Genomic DNA, 24,691 nt, shown 5'->3' with positions numbered 1-24,691 from the left:
GCAGTATAAGGTGCTTTGCCTGAAGACTCAAGTTTTAATCAGGGTGCTGTAGGGGTAATCAGCTTCTGGATCAGCTCCTGATGACGGTTGGCCTGCTGGCTTAACACCAGACGGTTGGCAATAATCACGGCTTCTAAATCATGCAGCGCTTTATTGAAGTCATCATTGATAATCACATAGTCAAAGTTGACATATTGCTGCATATCTTCCACCGCACAGCTTAAGCGATGTTCAATCACATCCACGGCATCGGTGCCGCGATTGGACAGGCGCTGGCGCAAGTCAAACTGGCTTGGCGGTAAAATAAAAATCTGTTTCGATTCAGGAAAAAGTTTGCGCACCTGCTGCGCACCTTGCCAGTCAATTTCCAACAGGACATCGTGACCTTTGGCCAGTTGTTCTTTGACCGTGGCTTGGGCTGTTCCATAATAATTGCCAAAGACTTCGGCATATTCAATAAAACCGCCTTGTTGCACCAGGTCGATAAAATCCTGTTTCTGGGTGAAATGGTAATGAACGCCGTCCAGTTCGCCAGGACGTTGACCACGGGTCGTGTGGGAAACAGAAACGTGCAGATTGTTGACACGTTCAAGCAGGGCTTTAACAAGGGATGTTTTGCCTGTTCCTGAAGCTGCAGAAACGACAAACAAGAGACCCGACATGATATTTTTCCTGATATGATAAAATATCTTCTCTATTTTAGAGCAGAGCTGGCTTAAACAAAATAGTTAAGCATCTATTTGTTTGCATTAATTTCGCATCTGTCTGCAAAAGTTGAAATGAATATCGAGGGTTCTATGGAAATTGTATTGGCTAATCCACGTGGTTTTTGTGCGGGTGTGGACCGTGCAATTGCGATTGTGAATCGTGCCCTTGAATGCTTTAATCCACCAATTTATGTGCGTCATGAAGTGGTGCATAACAAGTTTGTGGTCGATGATTTACGTCAGCGTGGTGCGATTTTTGTAGATGAGCTGGATGAAGTGCCAGACGACAATATCGTGATTTTTAGTGCCCATGGCGTGTCAAAAGCCGTCCAGCAGGAAGCGGAACGCCGTGGCCTGAAAGTGTTTGATGCCACCTGTCCGCTGGTGACCAAGGTACATATTGAAGTGACCAAATATGCCCGCGAAGGGGTCGAGGCGATTTTAATTGGACATGAAGGCCATCCTGAAGTGGAAGGCACCATGGGTCAATATGACAAGAAAAATGGTGGTGAAATTTATCTGGTGGAAGATGAAGAAGATGTTGCGGCTTTAAGCGTGCGTCATCCTGAAAAAGTCGCGTTTGTTACGCAAACCACGCTGTCGATTGATGATACCGCCAAAGTGATTGATGCCTTGCGCCAGAAATTCCCGCAGATTCAGGGGCCGCGTAAAGATGATATCTGTTATGCCACCCAAAACCGTCAAGATGCGGTGCGTGATTTAGCCAGTCAGTGTGATGTAGTGCTGGTGGTCGGGTCGCCAAACTCGTCGAATTCGAACCGTTTACGTGAACTGGCCGAACGCATGGGTAAACAGGCGTATCTGGTCGATAATGCCGATCAGCTGGATCAGGCCTGGTTTAATCCTGAAACGAAAATTGGTGTGACTGCCGGTGCGTCTGCTCCAGAAATTTTAATTAAACAGGTGATTCAGCGTTTGCAGGACTGGGGGGCAACCGCACCTGCCGAGCTTGCTGGTCGTGAAGAGAACATTACCTTTAGTTTACCGAAAGAGTTACGTATTCCTGTAACTCAGGCTTAAACTGCGAAGCATATAACACTTTAAAAAACTGATTAAAAATAGGCAGATAACCGTTAAATGACGGTTATCTGCTTTTTTATGCCTTTTATCCTGAAGTGTGAGGGTTTTGTAAAGTTGTTGGTTACTATTTTTAATAGGGCAAAGTCTGTGTCTTGGGGGGAGTATGCGAAAAAAAGAAAACGGGTTCACCTTAATTGAATTGATGGTCACGATTGCGGTGCTGGCGATTGTGGCGATGATGGCGGCTCCGAATCTTATGCCTTTGGTGTACAAGAAACAGTTGGAGACGGAGGCGAGAGATTTGGCGATGACATTGTCAAATGTTCGAGGAACAGCCGTTTCACTTCGCAAAGATATTTCTTTAGAATTTAAGAATCAAGAAAATACTGGTGATAAGTTCTATTGGGATACGACAAGGTCAACTGTACATGTGCTTGCTAAAGGATTGCCAGAAGGGATTACTTTTACACCAACAGGTTTGGCGAAAAAACGCACAACATCGATTCGTAAATTGGAAAAACCAAACCCGGATTTTAACGAGGAAATTCCTGAAAATCCATTGACTAACCCGAAAACAATTATCGAATGGGATAATACTGAAGAACTGGTATTCGAGATTTGTCATGAAAAATTAACAGAAATTAAATCTATAAAAATCTTTAAGAGTGGAGTGATTGATCGTATTCAAAATAAACCACTAATTGGGGAGTGTAAGTGATGAAAAGTCAACGTGGCGTTGGGTTAATGGAAGTCCTTGTTTCCCTGGTTATTTTAGCTATAGCTGTTCTAGGCTTTGCTGCTTTACAGTTTAGAGCACTCGACGCGATACAAGAAGCTAATGATAGGACAGCAGCAATGACACTCGCACGAGATCTTGCGGAAAAAATTCGCGTAAATAGAACACAGCTTAGTAAATATAAATCTGAAATTAATGCCCCTGGAAATGCGACTACTAAAAATTGCATAAGAGCGGATAATAGTGGTGCTTCTGTTACAAATACACCTATGTGTACACGAGCTGAGATGGCAACTTTTGATGCAAGACAATTATTAGGAGCAGCGAAACAAAAGAATATGACAATCATAATTAGCGATTGCCACGGAGGGGATCGTCAATGTGTTTATGTTGCTTGGGGAGACACAGCGATTACGGCGACCAGTCAGGCAAATTGTATGGTGTCGGGTGTATATGTTGCAGGTGCTAAATGCTTAGTGATGGAGGCATATGGGTCATGAATATTCAAAGAGGATTCACCTTAATAGAATTAATGATCGCCTTGATTTTAGGATCACTTATTGTGGCGGCCTCAATACAAGTCTTTATTAATGCAAATCAAAGTCTAGCCTTTCAACAAAGTAGTGCGAATATTCAAAATAGCGGTTTGTTTGGGATAGATTACATTGTTAGAGATTTACGTCGTGCGAACATAGATTCAAATAGTGCAGCAATGACAATAGATACATTGCATGGTGGTATTGTTTTTAATAATAAAAATATAAGCAAGGCGACAATGACAGATGCTGAAACCATAAATGCTTTGTTAACTAAATCTTCCATTGGTCCTAGTAATTTTAAAAACCTTAAGAGTGATCAAATTGTAATTCAATATAAAAATACAATTGGTAGTCAATTTAATTGTGAAGGTGTGAAAGTTTTACCAAATCAATTCGTTGTACAACGCTATTTTTTAAAGGAAGAAAAGGCAGCGGCAACTGCTGATCAATATAGACCACTTTCATTGCGTTGCAAAGCGACGGTATATACAGGTGATTCTGCTACGAGTTTAGATTTATCTGGTGATGGTGAAATGCTGATCCCAAATGTCGATCATTTACGTGTGTTATTAGGGGTTGCTCGGGATAATCCAGTCAAAGATGGTGTGATGGATGATTTTCTTTATGTTTCTCCATCTGAATATATAAAGTTAATTGATAAACCACAAATTGTGTCTATTCAATTGGGTATTTTGGTTCGCTCACCTGAATCCGTGGCAAATGGCACAGAATTGACTAAATTTACGGTGTTAGATTTGCAAAATAAAGAGTTATTAACAGATCCAGATAAAAGTAAATATTTACGTCAAGTTATTACCCAAACAGTCGCTTTACGCAATGGGTTTGGTGTGGAAAATCGGGCGGAGTGAACATGATGAAAAATAAACAAGCAGGAAATACATTAATTTTTGTTTTGGTCATACTTTTGCTCATCACAATCATTGGTACTTGGGCTATTCGTGGAGCAATAACATCACTTAATATTACAACGAATGCGCAGGCTCAAGCTTTATTGGTACAAAATTCGGACGCTGTATTCTTTCAGCTCGAATCTTATGCTGATGATGCAGTTAAAATTGCAAAGCTTCAATTAGATAACGGAATGATCGGATATGTGAATAAACCTGAAAATAAGGGCAAAGAGTTGGTTTATTGTTTAAGAAAAAGTGAAAAAGACGATAAATATAATTTAGGTAAAGCCAGTCTTGTTTATTGGCAAGGGGCTAGTATTTCAAAAAATGAGATGGGGCAGGATGGTTACTGTAAAGTGAATAAGGCTACTGATTTTACCTCGGATCGTGGTGCTGTGGTGACTCGTATCGGGGCTCGTTCTATCCTCGAGGGACGTAAAGATTGGGGTCATATGTATGAAGGAAGTGACTCAGAGACCTATGGTGGTAAAGATATCGGAACCATTATTATAAATGCTACTTCTTTTATACCAAATTTATCTACAGCGTCTGCAGATGAAATTAATAAGTGTGTGATGAATTACCCGAGTTTTAATGTGGTTGTAGATGGTGTAACCAAAGATAGTGTTGCTGATTGTCTATCAAAATTGAATGTTCCATATAGTAGTCAAGAAATGGAATATCAGTTGCGCCAAGTGAATTAAGGTAGGAGAAATAAAATGAATATGAAGCAAATTTTAAATCATACTGCCTTAACTAAGGCAAGATTATCAATATTGTCGGCATCTATTACAGCACTGATTTGTAGCAGTGTGGGTGCAAGTGATATTGATATTTATACAGCACCGTCTACAGCAGCAGGTGCAACGACCATGTTGTTTATGCTAGATACTTCAGGGAGTATGCGTTATGTGGACTATGCATCAAATAGTGCTGGCACAAGTTTTTCAACGCATTCACCAAGTTCGAGTACAAGATCTTGTCCAAGTAGCTGGAGTGGATCAGATAAAACAATTACGATTGGTTTGACTGGTGCGAGTTCAAAAGGGACGAAAAGCATTACTGTTTATGAATGTAGATATGGTTCTCGTCCAGTTACCATGCATCGTTTAAGTAAGCTCAAGGTGGGTTTGCTGCAGGTGTTGTTAGGAGATTATTCAGATCTAAATAATAAAATCGAACCTTTGGCGGATGAAGTGTATATTGGACTTGCAACATTTGCAGGTAACAAAGGACAAATTCGATTAGCAGCTAGGCAATTGAGTGAAGTATATACGCATAATGGTGTAACGCAAACACACCGTAGACATTTAGTAGATATTGTGGCGGGCTTAACGCCAAACGGTGGAACCCCTACTCCTTTTGCTTATGCTGAGGCGGGTGCTTATTTAATGGGTACTCGTACCAATAATAGCACATATGGAAATAGCACCACGAATTACACCCCACCTAGTTCGATTAGCGCACAAAAACTGAATCCAAATTTGAAAGAATGTAGTGCACAAGGGATTTATTTCTTAACAGATGGTCGTCCAGAACCGAATACAGGATCTAGTACCGCATCAAGTATGATGTCTAGTGCGTTAAGTGGCAATAACAATGGCTGGTCTTGTACAGCAACTACAAGCAGCAAATTAGGGTTGCGTGGAGGATACTATAATTCAAATCATAGTTGGAACTGTGTCGGGCGTTTTACCCAACGACTATTAGACCCAGATCTTAATCCTGCGGGTATTAAAATCATGACAGCTGTCGTCGGGTTCGGTAAAGATTTTGATGGCTCTAGTCCAACAAACGACGTATTGGATGCAATGGATTGGGGTACTTTGGGAGAAGGGGGGTGGTACTCTGGTCAAAACCCAGAAGATATTGTGGAAAGTATTGAGTCATTTTTAGGGAAAATTAAAACGAATATTCCTGGTATTAGTACTGGTAATGCTACCTTACCAATCGATGCACTGAATAGTAATACGATCCAACCATACGGTTATTTTCCACAATTTGTACCTAAAGTTGCGACAACTGAATTACAACGGACTTGGTATGGCAACTTAAAAAAATATCATGCTGTTCTTGGGTCACTATATGGGAATCGCTCTGGATCTTATCCAGGTACGATTACAGGTTCAAATCCTGTAATGCAAAACAACGAAATTAAGAATGTAGCAGACTTGTGGAAGAACTCGGCATATGTACCAACTTCAAATGAAACTGCTTTTCAAGGAGGGGCATTAAGTAATTTAGTCCAAGGCTATGTTGCTGACCGTTCGCCAAAAGAAAGACTCCTACTTACAGATTTTAGTTATAAAAATGGAATAGTCTCTCAAAATTTAAATTTAAGTTGGTATGATGATTCTGAGAAAAAAACTAAGTTTAATGCAATTACAACAGCTTATAATTTGAATAGTTCTGCGCCTTATCGTGCAGCACTAATGGGACTTCTTGGCTATGAGAATGCGGTTGCAGGTGAAGATTTAACAACTAAATCTATAACAGGTAAGTTGCCGCAGATTGGTGCAATATTACATTCAAAACCTGTACTTTTAACCCAATCTGGATTACCAACAGTTACTGGAACAAGTGCATCCGCAACTATTGATACAACAAATCGAGATGACTATATCTTGTTTGGGAGCACCCAAGGTGTATTACATGTGCTGGATGCAAAAAATGATAAAGGTAACGAAGTATTTGCTTTCATCCCTAAAGAAATGATTGAGTTACAGAATCAAGGTTTTTTACTTAATGGCGGTGCTGATACTGGTGGAAAAAATAAACTGTATTACGGTATAGATGGAGAATGGACTGCACATACAGTATATGTTTCTGACTCAAATGGGAAACTTACAGTAGATGGTGGTTCACGCACAATTCAGAATGATGCTGGTGAAGATGAAACCATTAATTTAAAAGGAAAACAATGGGTTTATGGTGGGTTGCGAATGGGTGGGAGAAGTTATTACTCATTAGACCTAACAGACATGAGTTCACCTAAAGTTAAATTTCACATTGATCCAAATAATAAACAGGTACATTATTTGGATGGTAGTGTAACTAAATCGAAAACGATTGATGAGCTGAAATATATGGGCCAGAGCTGGTCTAAGCCTACGCTTGCGTATGTGAATTGGTTTGGTACGCGAAAATTAGTCATGATTGTTGGTGGTGGATATGATGCTGGAAGTACTACCGGGATGGATGCTGATGGTGATGGAGAATATACAACTACAACTGTTGCTGGAAAGTTAGTTAAAGTCAAACGTAACGGTTATGCTGGTTATGAAAATGCTAATTACGACCAAATCAATAAAATTGGTGCCGGCGTATATATGTTTGATGCCGACAATGGTGATTTACTTTGGTCAGTCAGTGGTAATAATGCATCAACAACAACGACAGGAACAAAAAATCTGAAATTGGCTGGTAATAGCAGCAACGTAAATATGAATTACAGTATTGTCAGTGAAATAAAAACTGTAGATCGTAATAATGATGGCTTAATTGATCATCTATATTTTGGTGATTTAAGAGGTCAAGCTTTCCGCGTTGATTTTTCACCCTCTACAAGTGGATTCAAATCACAAGTTAATCGAATATTAGATCTAAGTGCGACTCGTAAGCGTTTTTATAATGCCCCTACTTTTACGATTCATTCGGAGGGGACTGCCGTAGTTAGTTTTGCTTCTGGTAATAAGAGTCAACCATTACATGGACATGCTACACCTGTGTCCGGAGTTGATGATTTTGATGGCGTGTTTGCAATTTATGACTATGATGTTTATTCAGATAAATATCCAACGTCTGCTTTTGTTACTCGTACCTTAGGTGCAAATAGTGCAACAGCCATAAGTCAGTTAAAATTATTGGATAAGCGTGTGGATAATAATGATTCACCAACTAATATTAAACGTCCGAAAATAGACTCTTCATCGGGAAATGGTGGTTGGTACTATTTATTTAATAAGGAAGAGGCACTTAGTGCTACTGGAACAGCAGAAACATCAACTAAGAATAAGCAAATTTTAAAAAGTTTGGGCTCATTAGTTGCAATGGAAAGTGATTTATATGTTCCTGTTTTTGATTCTTCTAAACCTGGTACAACGGGAAGTTGTAGTGCAGGTGTAGCAGGAGAAACAGCATTACAGCGCTTTTGTTTGCCATACGGTATTTGTAAAACCAATATTTATATTCCATTAGGTGCAGGTATTGGTGAGCCTATTATTGGTGGTGGTCGTGATGGCGATCCAAATAAACGCTCTATCTTTGTATTAAATGAAGATAAAAAAGACGGTGTCACTGGTAGTGGATCAGGACAAATCAAAAACTATGGTGGTGCTTTGAAACTTATTCCGAACCGTTGGTATGAGCAATATGCGCAAGGGGGAGGGTAATGCGTAAATTATCTGGATTCACTCTAATTGAGTTAATGGTCGTAGTGGTGATTATTGCGATTTTAGCTGCGATAGCAATACCAAGCTATCAAAGCTTTATTCGCAAAAATCTAACGGCCCAAGTTCAGCAAGAAATGTTGAAATTAGCTGATCAATTAGAGAGACATAAAGCTAAAAATTTTTCTTATAAAAAATTTGATCCCAAATATTTATATGCGGGTGCGACAGCTGCTATGCCTGAAGTGTTTGTACCAGGTGGGGTGTTTAATGTAGGTACATCCAAATATAAAATTGAGTTAAAGGATATTAGCCGGACGACTACTGAAAATTTACTTACTACGGATAATGGAATGGTTTGGTCAATGAAAGCGACTCCATTGGATTTATCAGATGGAAAGCTATATACATTATTGTTAACAAGTACAGGACTTCGTTGTAAAACCACGGCAAATTCAAATGTGTCTTATACTGCTTGTACTGGAATTGAGGTAGAACAATGGTAAAAAAACAGGGTTTTACTTTAATTGAATTAATGATCGTGGTTGCAATTATTGCAATTTTAGCAGCTATTGCTTATCCGTCATATCAAAATTATGTACAGAGAACCAAAAGAGTTGAAGCGCAATCTGAATTGTTAGCAATTGCACAAAGGTTGGCTAGTTACAAATTAGCTAATGGTTCCTTTTATGGTGCGACTTTAGCAAAAGTGTATGGTCAAACTAGCATTAATAAATCGGGTGAGGCTACTTATCAGTTAAGTTTGTCCAGTACAACAAGTGATCCAACACATAGCTGGACATTGACAGCTACCCCTCAAGGACAAATGAATAACTCTGGAAATTTAACGTTGGATAGTACCGGCAAACAATGCTGGGAAAAAACTTTGGGTGCATGTGAACCATGGAACGGAAAATAAATTCAAAACTGCGGATAAACACTTTTTGATCTTTCATTCAGGGCAAACTTCGCGTAAAATACTGCCCTCTATGAAAGGGGTTTGAAATGTATCGATGGTCGGTACAGGGATAATCCGTAAAAACTATAAGGTTGTATCATGGTAGTTATTCGTCTTACTCGCGGTGGTGCTAAAAAGCGTCCATTCTATCAAATCGTTGTAACTGATAGCCGCAATCCACGTGACGGTCGTTTCATCGAACGTATCGGTTTCTTCAACCCTACAGCGCAAGGTAAAGCAGAAAAACTTCGTTTAGATGCTGACCGTTTTGCTCACTGGGTAGCACAAGGTGCTCAACCTTCTGAACGTGTTGCTTCTTTAGCTGCTCAAGCGAAGAAAGCTGCAGCTGCTGCATAATTTTAAAGAATTAAGTAGTAGGTAGCCCATGACACCAACACAGAATGTACCCGAAGATCGTATTCAGATTGGACAGTTACGTTCAGCATATGGATTAAATGGGTGGCTCTGGGTCTATTCCAATACAGAACCTATGAGCAACATGTTTGACTACCTGCCTTGGTACATTGAGACCAAAGCAGGTTGGCAAACTGTCGATGTAAAACGTTGGAAACCACATGGCAAAGGCCTGGTTGTCAGCTTAAAAGGTGTGAGCGATCGCACTGCAGCAGACGGTCTGGTTGGCGCAAATATCTGGATTTCAAAAGCGCAACTGCCTCAACCGGGCGTGGACGAGTATTATTGGTCTGATTTAAAGGGTCTAACCGTGTTAGGTCTGGATGATGAGGAACAGGAAGTCAATCTCGGTCAAATCCACGAACTGTTTGAAACAGGTGCTAACGATGTGATGGTGGTTCGCGCAACTGCCGAAAGTATCGATGGCGAAGAGCGTATGATTCCATGGCATAAAGATGTGGTACAACGCGTTGATCTCGAAACAGGTCGTATTTATGTCAATTGGGGCGTAGATTACTAATATTTTTGGAAATACGGGAGTCTGCGATGTTTTTTGCAGTCATTACGCTTTTTCCTGAAATGTTTGAAGCGATTACACGTTTCGGTATTAGCGGGCGCGCAGCACAACGTGAGTTGATGCAAATTCATTGTATCAATCCTCGCGATTATGCTGAGGGTAACTACAAACGAGTGGATGAACGTCCATTTGGTGGTGGTCCCGGTATGGTAATGATGGCTGAGCCACTGGCAAAAGCAATCCGCCGTGCCAAAGAACTTGCTCATGAAGCAGGTGCGGTCAACGTACCCGTGGTGTATATGTCACCACAAGGTCAAACCTTAAATGAACCCGCTGTACAAGAATTTGTCCAATATGACGGATTAATTGTGCTGTGTGGCCGTTATGAAGGTGTCGATGAACGTTTAATCCAGAAATATGTCGATCAGGAATGGTCGATTGGGGATTACGTGTTATCGGGCGGTGAACTGCCTGCGATGGTGTTATTGGACAGTATTATCCGGAGACTTCCGGGTGCCATGTCTGATGAACAATCCCATGTACAAGATTCATTTGTGGATGGTCTGTTAGACTGCCCACAATACACAAAGCCTGACCATTTTGAAGGTTTGGATGTGCCTGAGGTACTGAAATCAGGTCATCATGCCAATATTGAAAAATGGCGTTTTTTGCAGCGTTATCAGCGTACACTTGCACGTCGACCTGAATTGGTTGAACAAGTTGAGCTTACGAAGCAGCAGAAAAAATGGCTAAAAGATTTGCCAGAACATAAATCTTAATTTATGCTTCGGGCGCAATAAAAAGCTTGGTCTTTAGACTGAGTATTTAAATAGGCTCTTTATGTCTTGAAGCGGTCAAGCATAAAGGGAAAGTTAATCGGGTCTATGCGCTTTAGCCTCTAGCCCCAGTGGATCTCAGACCTCTTCTGACCCACACATATTGGAGATACCCCATGAGTGGTAAGCATCCTTTAGTTCAAGCTGTTGAAAATGCTCAGCTTAAACAAGACATCCCAGCTTTTGCACCAGGTGACACAGTAGTTGTTCAAGTAAAAGTTAAAGAAGGTGACCGTGAGCGTCTACAAGCGTTCGAAGGCGTTGTCATTGCGAAGAAAAACCGTGGTCTGAACTCTGCGTTCACCGTACGTAAAATTTCTAGCGGTGTTGGCGTTGAGCGTGTATTCCAAACTCACTCTCCAATCGTTGCTAAAATCGAAGTGAAACGTCGTGGTGACGTTCGTCGTGCTAAACTTTACTACCTACGTGAACTTTCTGGTAAAGCTGCACGTATCCGTGAAAAGTTACCAGCTCGTAAAGCGTAATTTTACGTTTTATCGAATTGAAAAAATGCGCCTTTTGGCGCATTTTTTTATGTCTAAATTTTATAAACCTTGCAACTTGAGACGGTTGGCATGTTGACGGTAGACATCGACAGGGTTTGGCGCAAAGATACCCGTGATACCAAACAATAAATTCACCTCATCTAAGTGATTCCATGGAAAATCATCTCGAATCGTTCTACCAAATTTCGCACTACATACGGAGACAATGCCATCATTTGCACTTGCTTTAGAAGCAGAGATCAAATCCAGTGCCTTCATCGCGGCATCACTGAAATCTAATGCATTGGTCATTTGTTTGTGCCCATTATTGAATATAGCGCAATGCCTTGATCGTTATATTTGCCTTCACCACAATGCTTTAAAGATAGCCCAAGCGTAAAACGTTGATTAAATTCAGCGGTGCCTTCAATAGAAGTGCTATGACCTGCAGCTAAAGCGTTATGTGGAAAAGCATGTGCATCCAAACCCTGTGCCCACATAATCACAGCGCCAAAACTACTAATCAGGGTATTTAGTAAATCAGAGGTACCAGTTTGACTGGCAAATTTCATCACATCCGATGCCACGATTGAGCCTTGATTGGCGCCAGCGACTGTCATAACAGAAGTGACATGTTGTGGCATGACTCCTGCTGCATAGCGCACTGCATGGGCACCGTGGCTATGTCCAATTAAATTGAGTTTTTTAGCACCCATAATTGCCATGACTTCTTAGAGCTGTTCGACATATTGTTCGCCACGAACTTCTGATGAATTAAAAGGGGACATGCGGGCAGCAAAAGCGGTTGAACCATTACGTGCTAAATCAGGCAAAATTTGATACCAATAATCCATGCCCAAAACATCCATAGCAATGCGATTAAAGCCCATCATGCCATGTGCAAATACGAGGGGGTATTGCATTTTGGCATAGTTAGGGATCACGTTTTTACTTTGTGCTTTTTGTAAATTTGAAGCAGTACCGAATGAGCTAAAGAGTAGGGCAGCTATGGTGAAGTATATTGTTTTAATTTTCATGCAATATCCCAATCATGAACGCAAAGAAAAGCCCTGCAATGCAGGGCTTTAATGAGTTGAGCTTTATAGCCCTTGTAGTTTTAAACGATTCGCATGTTGACGATAAACATCCACAGGGTCTGGAGCAAACATGGCTTTTAAGCCAAAGACCATATTGACTTCGTCTAGGTGGTTCCAGTTGTAGTTATCACGAATGGTTTTACCGAATTTGGCACTGCAACGCGACACTAAACCATCATTGTTTTTGCCACCATCAATCAGTAGTGCAGTCACTTTGAGCGCAGAGTCAGGATCTAGTAGATTCGTCACTTGACCTACGCCTGTGAACGAATAGTTATAAATGCCTTTTTCTTGATAGCTACCTTCACCACAACTCGTTGTTGGCATACCAATTGGGAATTTTTGGTTAAAGGCTGCGGAACCCGCAGCAGTTAAACTGCGTCCACCTTCAAGTGAATTGTGAGGGAAACTATTTGGATCTAAGCCTTGTGCCCATGTGATGGCTTTGGATACAAGGTTCACGCCACCTACCAATGGACCCTCAACAACAGTGCTTTCAGCTTTTAAAATTAAATCGGCAACGGGTGAGCCTTTATGTGGTCCACCGATAGAAGTTAAAGATGCAACTTTATTTGGGATGACACCTGCCACATAGCGAATCGTTGGTCCACCATGTGAATGGCCGATTAAGTTGACTTTCTGTGCGCCGGTAATCGCCAAAATTTCTTCCACTTGTTGTTTCAACTGCTCACCACGAACTTCTGAAGAGTTAAATGGCGAAACACGTGTTGCCCAAACATTGGCACCATTACGCGCTAAATCTGGCAGAATTTGATACCAATAATCTAAACCGAAAGGATCGCTACCAATTTGAATAAAACCTGCCATACCATGACCAAATACTATTGGATATTTGGTTTTGGCATACTGTGTCGATGCTTTGGCAGTATATTGTTTGGCTTGCGTACTGTTGGCTTGAGCCGTCGTCATGGTCATGGCTGCGATACAAGCAGCAGTGATTAATCCATATTTCATTGTTGTTTCCTCTTGTTGTTTTAGGCAGTCCCAGCCTGATTTCAATCTAAACAATCCACGTAGGTTTATGGTTGGATATATGTAATGCTTGTTTATAAACCTTGTAATTTAAGACGGTTGGCATGTTGGCGATACAAGGCCACAGGATCTTGTGCAAAAGTGCCAATAATGCCGAAGAACTGATTCACTTCATCAAAATGATTATGTTGATAATCTTGACGGATAATGTGTCCATAGCGTCCGCTGCAAAGAGGCAATGCACCATCATTGGGGCTGCCTTTCAGGAAACTACCACCCAAGGTAACGACGGTGGATTCAATGACATCGACTGCATTGGTGACTTGGCGATTGCCCATCCATGAGTAATGATGAATCCCATTTGATGTGATTTTAGTGCCTTGGCTGTTGCAATCTTTCGGAATAGCACTCGAACCATACAGCGCATTAAAGCGTTGTATTTTTTCTGGATGCATTGCATCTAAAGCCGCGGTGATCTCAACAGGATATTGATTCTGAGTAAGAACATTCATGCTATGCCCGAGCAAACTACCAAAGCCATGTGCAAAGACAATGGGATACTTCGTTTTCGCATAGCTAGAGAGTACAAAAGATGCTTGATAGGCTTGTAAGGCAGTGCTGGCTTTTGTGGATGAGATTGCACCCACCCCTAAAGCCAATGCCAAGAATGGAAATATTTTCATTGTTCATCCTGAGGCGAGCGCAATAAAAAAACAATGCCTTTATATCGCGTAATATAAAGGCATTTTGCTTATAAACCTTGTAGTTTTAAGCGGTTGGCATGTTGGCGATACATCGCGACAGGATCTGGTGCGAATAGACCTTTTAAGCCAAACATCATGTTGGCAAGATCGGTGTGATTAAGTTTGTAGTCATCTTTAATGACTTTACCAATGAAGGCGCTGCAACGTGCCACCATGCCGTCATTGTCTTTGCTGCCATACGACAATGGCCCAAGTTGCATTAAAATCGTATCAATGTCTAAGGCGTTGGTCGCTTGCGCCACACCTGTCCATGAATAGTAATAGATGCCTTTACTGTCACGTGGTTTTAGGTTTTTATTACAGTTTTCAGTCGCTGCTAAAACGCCATCTTTCACGGCATTTTGTGCAACCGTTGCATTAAAGGTTTTTGAACCTGTTTGTGTGAGGGACTTCATCGATGCATCAAAGTCAATTTCCAGTTCAGGTTTGAGCTGACCTAAGGCAATTAATGGTCCAATAATATAATCACCTAGAATATTAAATGCTGTACGGGTCAGCGTATTATTTTGGATGTCATCTGCAACTTTAGAGCCATGATAAGTTCCTGCAACCCCAGTGATTGAAGCAATTGCATTTGGTTTTACTTGTGCTGCATAAAGGACTGTAGGGCCGCCATGCGAGTGACCAATCAGATTCACTTTTGGTTGACCTGTGATTGCCATGACATCTTCAACTTGGGCAATGAGGGCTTCACCACGATGTGCAGTAGTATTGGCAGGTGAAAGCTGAGCTGCAAATACAGTAGAACCATTGCGTGCCATATCTGGCAGAATTTGATACCAATAATCTAAACCAATGGTATTGGTACCAATGCGTTCCCAACCGAGCCAGCCATGAACCATTAAAATTGGGTATTTGGTTTTCGCATAATTTGAAGTGACTTTTGCTGTTACTTGGCTTGCACTACCTGCTGCTTGAGTATGCATGCTGAGCCCAATCGCTAGAGTCGACAAAGCAAGTGCCTGTGTTGTTCTTATGAAGGTTTTCATAAACAATTCCTATGTTTTATATTCTTGTTTTCTAGCCGATGCTCATCCGCAAGGGCATGTTATTTAAGCCACTTATTACAAATAAAAAGTGCTTGTTTTTGGAGCAGTTATTTTTTCATGCTAGGGCTTAAAAACCATGTCATTTTGGGACAGTAACGAGCATTTCGATGAATGCTAAAATATTGTTTTATATACAAATGTATATAAATATTTAGCGCTTTGATTTTTAATGAATTTGAAAAACTGCACTTTAATTGAGAAAAATTTGCATACAAAAAAGGGACAATTTATGTCCCTTTTTTAAAGTTATGAATTAATCTGCAAAGGGCAGTTTGCCTCCTTGATCATGTACTTGCTCAAACGTTTCAGCACGTAAGCGTTCTTCTGGTGATTTAAAGTGTTGTTGGCGTAGCTTTTGTACGGCTTGCTGTTTGGCTGCATCACTCATGCCGCTTTTCATAATACCATCTCGTTCAGTTAAGTAGTTATTAACGCTAGATTTCCAGTTGGCACGTTCGCTATCTAGGTTTTCTAAACGTTGTGTAGCTTCAGGACCTACCAGATTCAGACGCATTTGGCGAATTTCTTCACTTGAACCACCACGGGCTTTAATGTCTGCAGTGAGTTTACGCAAATCATCCAATTTATTCAGTTGTTCTAGATTTTCTTGCCAATCTTCGGGTAGTTGTTCAAATAAATCTTTTAGCCGTTGTGCTTTTTCAGCTTCGCTCAATTTCTTGTCAGCAAGAACTTGCATGCGATCAAGTGTGTATTCGTGGTACGTATCTTCTGTGCCAAATAATCCTTCAATTTCATAATTAGAAAAGTATTTTTTGCGCAGATTTTGCGTATTGGTGTAAATGCTGCGGTAGTAAGCAGGGTCTTCTTGATCAATCCCTGTAGGTGGTGTCAGCTCCCCTAAAGCTTGGCGATAGTCGAGATAACGTGTCCATAAGTCTAAAATTTGTGATAGTGCTGGTTCTTGATGGTTTTGGCTAACATAGCCTTTAAAGTCTTGTTTGATTTGTTCTAAGGTCTTTTCACCAAACTGGGTAATAAAATATTCAAAACAGTTGCGGGTTTGTTCATTGACGATCAGGCGATTGCTAGCATCGAGCTGCATTTGACAGTTAATTTCAGTGTCTTGTTGGCTATGACTGGCATAGCTTGGCAAACCAGCTTGAAAATTAGCCTCGCTTGTACCGTGATGTGTAGCATTGTTTTGCTGTTCAGTGGAGCTGCTGGACTGTGTGCTTTGTGTTGGGCGTAACCAAAGAATTAGACTGACAATCACCACAATGATGATTGCCAAGAGCATCCATAATTTATTTTTTTGCATATCCTATGCACCTAAATGGGGTGATGTTATTCGTTATAATGAAAAAATATCTAGTTCTAAAAACGCAGCATCATGCGTGAATTTCAGTATAAAAAACATAGCCAAACAGGTCATTTTTATACTGCTTTAAAGGGCATGGTAACGACTGAATCTCAACAATAAAATAGATATTTTGTACAAGATGAGGTCACAGCGAAGCGTCATTAATAGATTTCACTGTCACAAACGTTGTAAATACTTGCACAGGGTTTTACCATGGCGGCAATTTAAAATTTGGTCTGATTTTTATCATGAAAGCCTCTTCTCCTAAAATTCAGCGTCGTCATATTAGCGGTGTGTTTCTGTTAAATAAGCCCTTAGGGATTAGCTCGAATGCGGCATTACAAAAAGTCCGCTGGTTATTTCGTGCACAGAAAGCAGGGCATACAGGGGCTTTAGATCCATTGGCATCTGGTTTACTTCCTGTGTGTTTAGGTGAAGCAACCAAGTTTTCACATTATTTATTAGACTCAGTAAAACGTTACCAAACAACTGTATTTTTAGGGCATAGCACCACCACCGGTGATGTTGAAGGTGAAGTGCTGTTAGAGGCTGCGGTACCGGCATTGACTGAAGAAAATATTTTAACCGTCCTGACGCAATTTACTGGCGATATTCAGCAGGTGCCACCGATGTATTCAGCGCTGAAAAAAGAAGGCCGTCCCTTATACGAGCTGGCCCGTAAAGGCATTGAAATTGAACGGGATGCGCGTCCCATCAGTATTTATGCGCTGGAGCTGCTAGGGTTTACTGACAATAGTATCACCCTGGATGTGACTTGTTCCAAAGGTACCTATATTCGTGTACTCGGTGAAGATATTGCCAAGGCGCTCGGCAGCTATGGGCATCTGACCTATTTGCACCGTATTCAGACCGGGCATTTTGATCTGATCCCAAGCTACACCCTGGACTATCTGGAAAGCCTGAGCGAAGCCGAGCGTGAAGCGCTGTTGCTGCCGGTTTATGCCCCGATTGAGCATTTTCCACAGGTACAGGTGCCAGAAGGCCGGGCCGAATATTTTTGTCGCGGCATGGAAAGTAATATTGACCATGCGGCGGCAACTCAGGTATTGGTATTTGAGGGCGAGAAATGTTTAGGGCTGGCGGAAATTACCGATAAAAAACGTCTGGTACCAAAACGGGTCTTGAATCTCTAATTTTCATCTGCACTGAGGCCACAGGATTGCCCCGATATGGATATTGAAATCGTCATCAGCCTCGTGATTTTTGCCTTCTGTGCCGGTGCAATTGATGCCGCGGTTGGTGGTGGCGGCCTGATCCAGATTCCGGCGATTATGGGCGCAATGCCGCAACTGGCGCCGGCCACGGTGTTTGGCACCAACAAACTGGCTTCCATTTGTGGCACTGCTTCGGCGGCCTTTTCTTTTTTACGCAAAGTGCAGCTGTCCTGGAAATTGCTGGGCGTGATTGGACTATGTGCCTTTCTCAGCTCTTTCGTTGGCGCAGCCTGCGTGTCAATGATTCCGACCGATATTTTGCGGCCCTTTATGCTGCTGATGCTGATCGTGATTGCCATCTACACCTTCATGAAAAAGCAGTTTGGCCAGCTGCATGTGCAGCAGACTTTAAACCGCAAAATGTTGCTCCTGGCGGCGTTGGGCAGTGTGCTGATTGGTTTTTATGATGGAATTTTTGGTCCAGGTACGGGCAGCTTCTTTATTTTCTTTTTTATTCGCTATTTAAGTGTCGATTTTTTACATGCCTCGGCCTTGTCGAAAATTGCCAATTTTATGACCAATCTGGCAGCGCTGAGTTTCTTTATTCCCACGGGGCATGTGCTGTTTATGGTCGGGGCGATGATGGCACTGGCTAATATTACCGGTTCTCTGGTCGGGGTACGTCTGGCCTTTAAATATGGCAGCGGCTTTATCCGGATTGTATTTCTGATCCTGGTTAGTTTGCTGATTGTACGCATGGCCTATCAGATGTTCTGGTTGTAAATCATTCTCATTATTAAAATTTCCCATACAAATTGCTGCAGGAACCGTCGCACGGGCTTGGCGTATAGTGGATGCTTAGCCTGACCTGTCTGCTTAACAATAATGATGCAACCCGTTGTCGGGTGTTTAAATTTTGGCATTTGAAAGGGTAATAACAACATGAATATTTTTGAAGCACTGCGTGAAAGCCATGAAATACAGCGTGATCTGGCCGAGCGTTTAATCCAGACCTCGGGGGATACACCAGAACGCCGCGAGCTGTTTGATCAACTGAAAAATGAATTATTCGCCCATGCTGTGGCCGAAGACCGTTATTTTTATATTCCGCTGATGATGACTGATTCCGGGCTGAACATTACCCGGCATGCGCTGGCAGAACATCATGAAATGGATGAGCTGCTGGAAAAACTGACCGAAACCGAATTTAGCAATCCGGGCTGGCTGGCGATTGCCAAGCAGCTGTCTGAAAAAGTACATCATCATTTGCAGGAAGAAGAACATGGCTTTTTCCAGCAGGCCGGGAAAATTTTGGAAGAGCGCCAGAAAACCGAGCTGGCCAAACAGTATTTAAATGAATACGGCAAATATAAAGCCATTCAAAAAGACAGTCTGGTCTAAATTCAGGACTTAAAAAAGATGGCTCTCTTGGCCATCTTTTTTTATTCATCTTGTTTGATCTTTCTTTTTGCTTAAGGGCTGATGGTTTTTTTGCGGCTGGCTCTTAGAGTCACGCCCACGGAGGCCAGCATCACACAGAACAGCGCGACCCATTGCAACAGGCTGATCTGTTCACCGAGTAACACCAGGCCGGTTAGCGCGGCCAGTGCCGGCGATAAACTGGACAGGGTGCCATAGCTGAGCTTGCTTAAATGCTGCAAGGCTTTCAGGTCCAGTGCATACGGAATGGCGGTGGCCAAAATGGCAATGGCGATGGCTTTGCCCCAGTATTGGGTATCGACCAGGGCCGCGGCATTGTGATACAGACCAATGGGTAACAGGGTCAGCGCAGCCAGACTAATGGCAATGGTGAGGGCATGCATGCCAATATTCTGCTGTACCACGCGCTGCCCGAAATAAATATAGAGGGCCCAGCAAAAGCCGGCGCCCAGCGCACAGAGGGCACCAAAGACTGAGAAATTGTCACTGTTGGCCTGTCCCCAGGGCACCATCAGCGCAATTCCCAAAATGGCTAAAAGCACCCAGATATAATCACTACGCTGTTTAATCGAGAGCAGGGCCAGTCCCAGTGGGCCAATAAATTCCAGACCAACCGCAATCCCTTGCGGCAATTTGCCCAGCGACATATAGAACAGCACATTCATCAGACACAGGGCGGCGCTATAGCAGAGCAGATCACGCCATTTTAAAAAGGACAGCCGGGAAATAATCTTCCAGGAACGGAACATCAGGCAGATAATAATGGCGGCAAAGCACAACCGTAAAATGGTCACAGTAAGCGGATCGAGCACCTCAAACAGTTGTTTGGCAAAGGAGGCACTAATCTGGTACGAAGTCATGGACAGCACCATGAACAGTACCGACAGCAGTTGAGCATTTTGCATAAGCGCACCACCAACACCGGAGGGTGTCAGCACATTGGGGAGATGCTGCTGATTATAGCAATTTGCTTAAATTTTGATGAGTAGCCGGTCAAAATAAATTCCAGCATTACACAGCAGGAAGCTCAGTCTGGCCAGATCCACACCGTTTAACTGGACTGCTGTTTGCGCTGCTGCACGGTATAGGTACAACCAATGGAGGCGGCAATAATGGTGCTTAAGGCCAGCCATTGATTCCAGAGCAACTGTTCGCCCAAAAAGACAAAACCGGAGAGCGCGGCAATGGCCGGTTCCATGCTCATCAGTGTACCGAAACTGAGTGCAGTCAGGTTGCGAAGTGCAATCATTTCCAGACTAAAGGGCAAGGCGCTGGCCAGAACTGCCAAGGCAATAAAATAGATGAAATTGCCTGGTTCAAATACGCTAACAGGCAGACCATCCCATAAGGCAATGGGTAATAAAATCAGGGTACCGACCAGCATACCCAGACAGACCGTATGATTCCCGGATACACCCGATGGTTTCTGTCCGGCCACAATATATAAGGCCCAGCAGGCACCGGCGCCTAAGGCAAACAACACGCCCAGACCATCGAGCGGCTGCGCGGTCTGATCAAAAGGAAACAACAGCACCAGCCCAACAATGGCGAGGCCGACCCAAATAAAATCGAATTTGCGCCGAGCATAAAACAGCGCCACGCTTAACGGCCCGATAAACTCAAACGATACCGCAATGCCCAGTGGCAGACGGTCAATTGCCAGATAAAACAGCATGTTCATACCGGCCAGTGCGGCACCGTAACTGAAAATCGCTGGCCAGCGAATGGCTTTGGGCTGAATTTTCCAGAGCTGAAAAATTAGCATCAGCACCAGCGCGCTCAGCAGCAGCCGCATGGCTGAAACGGTCAGAATCGGAAACTGATCAAATAGCAGCTTGGCCATGGAGCCACTGCTTTGCAGGCTGAGCATGGCAATCAGCAACAACAGCACAGCGCGGAGATGCGGCGCATTTTGAAGTATCGACATAACTGAAATGGGCTGGTTGGGAGAGTAGGGCGATCATCAGATCAATAGCCGCTAGCATAGCATGAACAGATGACGCTTCCATGTCGTGACTGCGTAAGTGGCCAGCAGGTAAAACAAGGCTCATGCACGATTTCAAAAGAACATGAAATAAGGATTGCGTATTGTTTTCAAAGCGGGAAATAAAAAAACCACAGCGCAAGGGCTGTGGTTTTGGGTGTTACTGTCTAATTGAAATTAGAACAGAACACGTACACGGATGGTGCCTTCAACATCATGCAGCATATCCAGTGCTTCTTGAGATGCAGTTGCATCCACATCCATCACCAGATAACCGACATCACCTTTGGTCATTAAGGATTGACCCGAAATATTGATGCCTTGCTCAGCAAACAGGTTGTTGATTTTAGACAATACGCCTGGAATGTTTTTATGAATGTGCAGTAAACGGTGTTTACCTTCAGTCAATGGCAAGGCAATTTCAGGGAAGTTCACTGCAGACAGGGTCATACCCTTGTCAGAATAAGCCACAAATTTCTCAGCCACTTCCAGACCAATGTTGGCTTGCGCTTCCATGGTTGAACCGCCCACGTGTGGAGTCAGGATCACATTGTCCAGACCGCGCAGTGGAGAAACGAACTCTTCACCATTGGCTTTCGGCTCTTTCGGGAATACGTCAACCGCAGCACCAGCCAGATGACCTGATTTAATTGCATCTGCCAGATCTTCAATAATGACACAGGTACCACGTGCCGCATTCAGGAAGATCGCGCCTTCTTTCATTTGTGCAAACTGTTCTTTGCCCATAAAGTTACGGGTCGATGGAACGTCTGGCACGTGTAGCGATACCACGTCTGCATTGGCCAGCAATTCAGCCAAAGAACCGACCTGGCGTGCATTACCCATTGGCAGTTTGGTCACTGCATCATAATAGATCACATGCATACCCAGGCTTTCAGCAAGCACAGACAGTTGCGAACCAATTGAACCGTAACCCACAATACCTAAAGTCTTACCGCGTGTTTCAAAAGAACCCGCTGCAGATTTTTCCCAGCCACCGCGGTGACATGATGCCGATTTGGCTGGTACGCCACGAAGCAGCAGAATCAGTTCAGCAAGGACCAGTTCCGCAACAGAACGGGTATTTGAATATGGTGCGTTAAATACTGGAATACCACGTACCATGGCTGCATTTAAATCGACTTGGTTGGTTCCGATACAGAAACAGCCAACCGCGATCAGCTTGTTCGCAGCTTCAAAGATTTCTTCAGTTAATTGCGTACGTGAACGAATACCAATGAAGTGTGCATCTTTGACCGCTTCTTTCAGCGCTTCACCCTCAAGTGCAGTTTTACGGTAGTCGATGTTGGTATATCCGGCAGCATTTAACGTGTCGATGGCATTTTGGTGAACGCCCTCTAACAACAGGAAACGAATTTTATCTTTAGGTAGTGAAAGATGTTGGCTCATTACGGCTCCGCTACAAAGGCCAAATTTAGTGGCAGTATCATATCATAGGAGCGGGCAGGAGATACATTCCATTTATGGCTGATCGGTCTGCTATTTCTGTAGAAAATATAAACGCAGGATTCATTTTTGGTTGAATTAACTCTGTATTTTCAAAGCTATATTATCAAAATGATGGTTTTTCTCAGGTTTTACAGAAAAATCGCTTATAATAGCCCCAGACGGCAAAAACCAGCCTCAGGCTGTTGGTTTCTTGCCCGTTTTTTATCTTTTACTGTGCTTTGGCATGACTTTAAAATGTACAGCGCCAGTCCGGATAAATCTCTTCTTGTTTAATTCTTGCCAGGTCTGCAAACGATGAATGCTCCAGTCGCTTTAACCCCAGAGTTATTGACCCAATTGACTGCAATTGTAGGTGAAAACCGTATTAAAACTGATGCGGACAGCCTCCAGAATTGGGGTCGAGATCATACCAAGCACTTTGATCCAAACCCATCCGTCATCGTTTTTCCATCGAGCACTGAGCAGGTGCAAGCGATTGTGAAACTTGCCAATCAGTTCAATGTGGCAGTCACGCCATCGGGCGGTCGTACCGGTCTTTCTGCGGGTGCGGTAGCGGCCAATGGTGAAATCGTGGTCAGCATGGACAAGATGAACCAGATTCTGGAATTCTTCCCGGCAGACCGCATGGTGCGCGTACAGGCCGGTGTGGTGACTGAACAGCTGCAAAACTATGCCGAAGAGCAGGGCATGTATTACCCGGTCGATTTCGCGTCTGCCGGTTCATCACAAATTGGCGGTAACATCGGTACCAATGCCGGCGGCATTAAAGTCATTAAATATGGCATGACCCGTAACTGGGTGCTGGGCTTAACCGTGGTGACCGGTAAAGGGGATGTGCTGCGTTTAAACAAAGGTATGATCAAAAACGCCACCGGTTATGCACTGCAACACTTATTCATTGGCGGTGAAGGGACTTTAGGCCTCGTCACTGAAGCGGAAATCAAGCTTGAGCGTCAACCGCAAGACCTGCAAGTGATGGTGCTGGGTGTACCGGATTTTGATGCAGTCATGCCTGTACTGCACGCTTTCCAGGCCAAAATTGATTTAACTGCATTTGAGTTCTTTGGTGAACTGGCAATGCAAAAAGTACTGGCCAATGGTCATGTACAGCGTCCGTTTGAAACCGAATGTCCATTCTATGTATTGCTTGAATTTGAAGCGCCGTTTGAACCGATTATGGACAAGGCGATGGAAATTTTTGAGCACTGTATGGAACAGGGCTGGGTGCTGGACGGCGTACTCAGCCAAAGCCTGGATCAGGTCGAAAGCTTATGGCGTTTACGTGAAGATATTTCGGAATCGATTGCGCCGTTTATTCCATACAAAAACGATATTTCAGTGCTGATTACCCACGTGCCGGCATTTATTAAAGAAATTGATGCGATTGTGGCCGAGAACTATCCGGACTTTGAAATCTGCTGGTTCGGTCATATTGGTGACGGTAACCTGCACCTGAACATCCTGAAACCTGCCGATTTAAGCAAAGATGAATTCTTTGCCAAATGTCAGGTGGTGAACAAGTATGTGTTTGATACCGTGAAAAAATATGATGGTTCAATTTCAGCAGAGCACGGTGTTGGCATGACCAAAAAGCCATATCTGGAATACTCGCGTTCTGCTGAAGAAATCGAATATATGAAAGCCTTGAAACAGGTTTTTGACCCGAACGGGATTATGAACCCGGGTAAATTATTCGACCTGTAATCAGGCCAACAGTATGAAAAAGCGCATCTCCGGATCACTGCTGTCCCATAGTTTGCTTTAAATAAAAAAACCTGAGTCCTAACAGTTAAAATATGAGTGTAAACAAACACTTTAACGACCAGGATTCAGGTTTTGTCACATCAGAATACCGTATTTCATGAG

At 42.9% G+C, this 24,691-nt stretch carries 24 protein-coding genes and 1 pseudogene; 16 read left to right on the top strand and 9 right to left on the bottom strand.

Annotation, left to right across the window (positions count from 1 at the left end):
• Nucleotides 1-38: 38 nt before the first annotated feature.
• Entirely contained in the window at nucleotides 39-662 is a 624-nt protein-coding gene (gene gmk / locus FTU50_RS10020) for a guanylate kinase (protein ID WP_045795273.1), read from the bottom strand.
• A 135-nt stretch (nucleotides 663-797) separates the two neighbouring features.
• Between gmk and ispH the strand changes: the two genes are divergently transcribed.
• The 12 genes from ispH to rplS all read left to right on the top strand — a co-directional run bounded on the left by ispH (nucleotide 798) and on the right by rplS (nucleotide 11,532).
• Nucleotides 798-1,748 carry a 4-hydroxy-3-methylbut-2-enyl diphosphate reductase gene (gene ispH, locus FTU50_RS10015; RefSeq protein ID WP_045795274.1) on the top strand — a complete coding sequence of 317 codons (951 nt, stop codon included), beginning with the start codon at nucleotides 798-800 and terminating at the stop codon, nucleotides 1,746-1,748.
• A 163-nt stretch (nucleotides 1,749-1,911) separates the two neighbouring features.
• A complete protein-coding gene (locus tag FTU50_RS10010; RefSeq protein ID WP_104509755.1) occupies nucleotides 1,912-2,466 on the top strand; it encodes a Tfp pilus assembly protein FimT/FimU in 555 nt (184 codons plus the stop codon).
• Nucleotides 2,466-2,984: a type IV pilus modification protein PilV gene (pilV, locus tag FTU50_RS10005; protein ID WP_074383618.1), complete on the top strand. Its 519-nt coding sequence runs from the start codon at nucleotides 2,466-2,468 to the stop codon at nucleotides 2,982-2,984. Before FTU50_RS10010 ends, pilV begins: the two co-directional genes overlap by 1 nt.
• Nucleotides 2,981-3,892 (top strand): PilW family protein, encoded by a 912-nt coding sequence (locus tag FTU50_RS10000; protein WP_104509754.1) that lies wholly within the window; start codon nucleotides 2,981-2,983, stop codon nucleotides 3,890-3,892. The genes pilV and FTU50_RS10000 overlap by 4 nt, the downstream gene beginning before the upstream one ends.
• 2 nt (nucleotides 3,893-3,894) lie before the next feature.
• Complete coding sequence (locus FTU50_RS09995; protein WP_180069724.1) at nucleotides 3,895-4,638, top strand: hypothetical protein; 744 nt, start codon at nucleotides 3,895-3,897, stop codon at nucleotides 4,636-4,638.
• 15 nt (nucleotides 4,639-4,653) lie between these two features.
• Entirely contained in the window at nucleotides 4,654-8,325 is a 3,672-nt protein-coding gene (locus tag FTU50_RS09990) for a hypothetical protein (protein WP_104495063.1), read from the top strand.
• Nucleotides 8,325-8,828: a type IV pilin protein gene (locus tag FTU50_RS09985; protein ID WP_168390241.1), complete on the top strand. Its 504-nt coding sequence runs from the start codon at nucleotides 8,325-8,327 to the stop codon at nucleotides 8,826-8,828. The genes FTU50_RS09990 and FTU50_RS09985 overlap by 1 nt, the downstream gene beginning before the upstream one ends.
• The gene (locus FTU50_RS09980; protein ID WP_104470240.1) at nucleotides 8,822-9,241 is read left to right on the top strand and encodes a type IV pilin protein; all 420 of its coding nucleotides are present in this window, start codon (nucleotides 8,822-8,824) and stop codon (nucleotides 9,239-9,241) included. The genes FTU50_RS09985 and FTU50_RS09980 overlap by 7 nt, the downstream gene beginning before the upstream one ends.
• 138 nt (nucleotides 9,242-9,379) lie before the next feature.
• A complete protein-coding gene (gene rpsP / locus FTU50_RS09975) occupies nucleotides 9,380-9,637 on the top strand; it encodes a 30S ribosomal protein S16 (protein WP_004809941.1) in 258 nt (85 codons plus the stop codon).
• 28 nt (nucleotides 9,638-9,665) lie between these two features.
• On the top strand, nucleotides 9,666-10,214 hold the full coding sequence (gene rimM / locus FTU50_RS09970) for a ribosome maturation factor RimM (RefSeq protein WP_180069721.1): 549 nt from the start codon (nucleotides 9,666-9,668) through the stop codon (nucleotides 10,212-10,214).
• A gap of 26 nt (nucleotides 10,215-10,240) precedes the next feature.
• Nucleotides 10,241-10,990 (top strand): tRNA (guanosine(37)-N1)-methyltransferase TrmD, encoded by a 750-nt coding sequence (gene trmD / locus FTU50_RS09965; protein WP_180069718.1) that lies wholly within the window; start codon nucleotides 10,241-10,243, stop codon nucleotides 10,988-10,990.
• A 173-nt stretch (nucleotides 10,991-11,163) separates the two neighbouring features.
• Nucleotides 11,164-11,532, top strand: coding sequence for a 50S ribosomal protein L19 (gene rplS / locus FTU50_RS09960; protein ID WP_104500703.1), 369 nt, complete (start codon nucleotides 11,164-11,166; stop codon nucleotides 11,530-11,532).
• Between the two features lie 60 nt (nucleotides 11,533-11,592).
• On the opposite strand, the pseudogene FTU50_RS15670 reads toward rplS, so the two are convergent.
• From FTU50_RS15670 to FTU50_RS09930, 5 genes and pseudogenes are all read right to left on the bottom strand, one after another.
• Nucleotides 11,593-12,569 (bottom strand): annotated as a pseudogene (locus tag FTU50_RS15670) (esterase/lipase family protein).
• A gap of 63 nt (nucleotides 12,570-12,632) precedes the next feature.
• Nucleotides 12,633-13,559 carry an esterase/lipase family protein gene (locus tag FTU50_RS09945; RefSeq protein ID WP_373685474.1) on the bottom strand — a complete coding sequence of 309 codons (927 nt, stop codon included), beginning with the start codon at nucleotides 13,557-13,559 and terminating at the stop codon, nucleotides 12,633-12,635.
• Nucleotides 13,560-13,696: 137 nt separating this feature from the next.
• Entirely contained in the window at nucleotides 13,697-14,305 is a 609-nt protein-coding gene (locus FTU50_RS09940) for a hypothetical protein (protein ID WP_228289523.1), read from the bottom strand.
• 68 nt (nucleotides 14,306-14,373) lie between these two features.
• On the bottom strand, nucleotides 14,374-15,375 hold the full coding sequence (locus FTU50_RS09935) for a triacylglycerol lipase (RefSeq protein WP_160240921.1): 1,002 nt from the start codon (nucleotides 15,373-15,375) through the stop codon (nucleotides 14,374-14,376).
• A 313-nt stretch (nucleotides 15,376-15,688) separates the two neighbouring features.
• Nucleotides 15,689-16,714, bottom strand: coding sequence for a lipase secretion chaperone (locus FTU50_RS09930; protein WP_104505666.1), 1,026 nt, complete (start codon nucleotides 16,712-16,714; stop codon nucleotides 15,689-15,691).
• A 290-nt stretch (nucleotides 16,715-17,004) separates the two neighbouring features.
• Between FTU50_RS09930 and truB the strand changes: the two genes are divergently transcribed.
• The 3 genes from truB to FTU50_RS09915 all read left to right on the top strand — a co-directional run bounded on the left by truB (nucleotide 17,005) and on the right by FTU50_RS09915 (nucleotide 19,332).
• Nucleotides 17,005-17,910: a tRNA pseudouridine(55) synthase TruB gene (truB, locus tag FTU50_RS09925; protein WP_180069712.1), complete on the top strand. Its 906-nt coding sequence runs from the start codon at nucleotides 17,005-17,007 to the stop codon at nucleotides 17,908-17,910.
• Between the two features lie 36 nt (nucleotides 17,911-17,946).
• Nucleotides 17,947-18,714: a TSUP family transporter gene (locus tag FTU50_RS09920; RefSeq protein ID WP_180069709.1), complete on the top strand. Its 768-nt coding sequence runs from the start codon at nucleotides 17,947-17,949 to the stop codon at nucleotides 18,712-18,714.
• 159 nt (nucleotides 18,715-18,873) lie between these two features.
• The gene (locus FTU50_RS09915) at nucleotides 18,874-19,332 is read left to right on the top strand and encodes a hemerythrin domain-containing protein (RefSeq protein WP_075168265.1); all 459 of its coding nucleotides are present in this window, start codon (nucleotides 18,874-18,876) and stop codon (nucleotides 19,330-19,332) included.
• 71 nt (nucleotides 19,333-19,403) lie between these two features.
• On the opposite strand, the gene FTU50_RS09910 is transcribed toward FTU50_RS09915, so the two are convergent.
• From FTU50_RS09910 to serA, 3 genes are all read right to left on the bottom strand, one after another.
• On the bottom strand, nucleotides 19,404-20,276 hold the full coding sequence (locus FTU50_RS09910; RefSeq protein ID WP_104505691.1) for a DMT family transporter: 873 nt from the start codon (nucleotides 20,274-20,276) through the stop codon (nucleotides 19,404-19,406).
• A 146-nt stretch (nucleotides 20,277-20,422) separates the two neighbouring features.
• A complete protein-coding gene (locus FTU50_RS09905) occupies nucleotides 20,423-21,298 on the bottom strand; it encodes a DMT family transporter (RefSeq protein WP_104488342.1) in 876 nt (291 codons plus the stop codon).
• Between the two features lie 234 nt (nucleotides 21,299-21,532).
• Nucleotides 21,533-22,765, bottom strand: a complete 1,233-nt coding sequence (serA, locus tag FTU50_RS09900) for a phosphoglycerate dehydrogenase (RefSeq protein ID WP_005180397.1) — start codon at nucleotides 22,763-22,765, stop codon at nucleotides 21,533-21,535.
• Between the two features lie 354 nt (nucleotides 22,766-23,119).
• Between serA and FTU50_RS09895 the strand changes: the two genes are divergently transcribed.
• On the top strand, nucleotides 23,120-24,529 hold the full coding sequence (locus FTU50_RS09895) for an FAD-binding oxidoreductase (protein WP_045795292.1): 1,410 nt from the start codon (nucleotides 23,120-23,122) through the stop codon (nucleotides 24,527-24,529).
• Nucleotides 24,530-24,691 lie beyond the last annotated feature (162 nt).

Origin of the sequence: Acinetobacter sp. YH12112, from assembly GCF_013418945.1 — a bacterium.
In the GTDB taxonomy this organism is placed as follows: Bacteria; Pseudomonadota; Gammaproteobacteria; order Pseudomonadales; family Moraxellaceae; genus Acinetobacter; species Acinetobacter indicus.
Note: the sequence above shows the minus strand (reverse complement) of the source record. Positions and strands in the feature narration are given on the sequence as shown.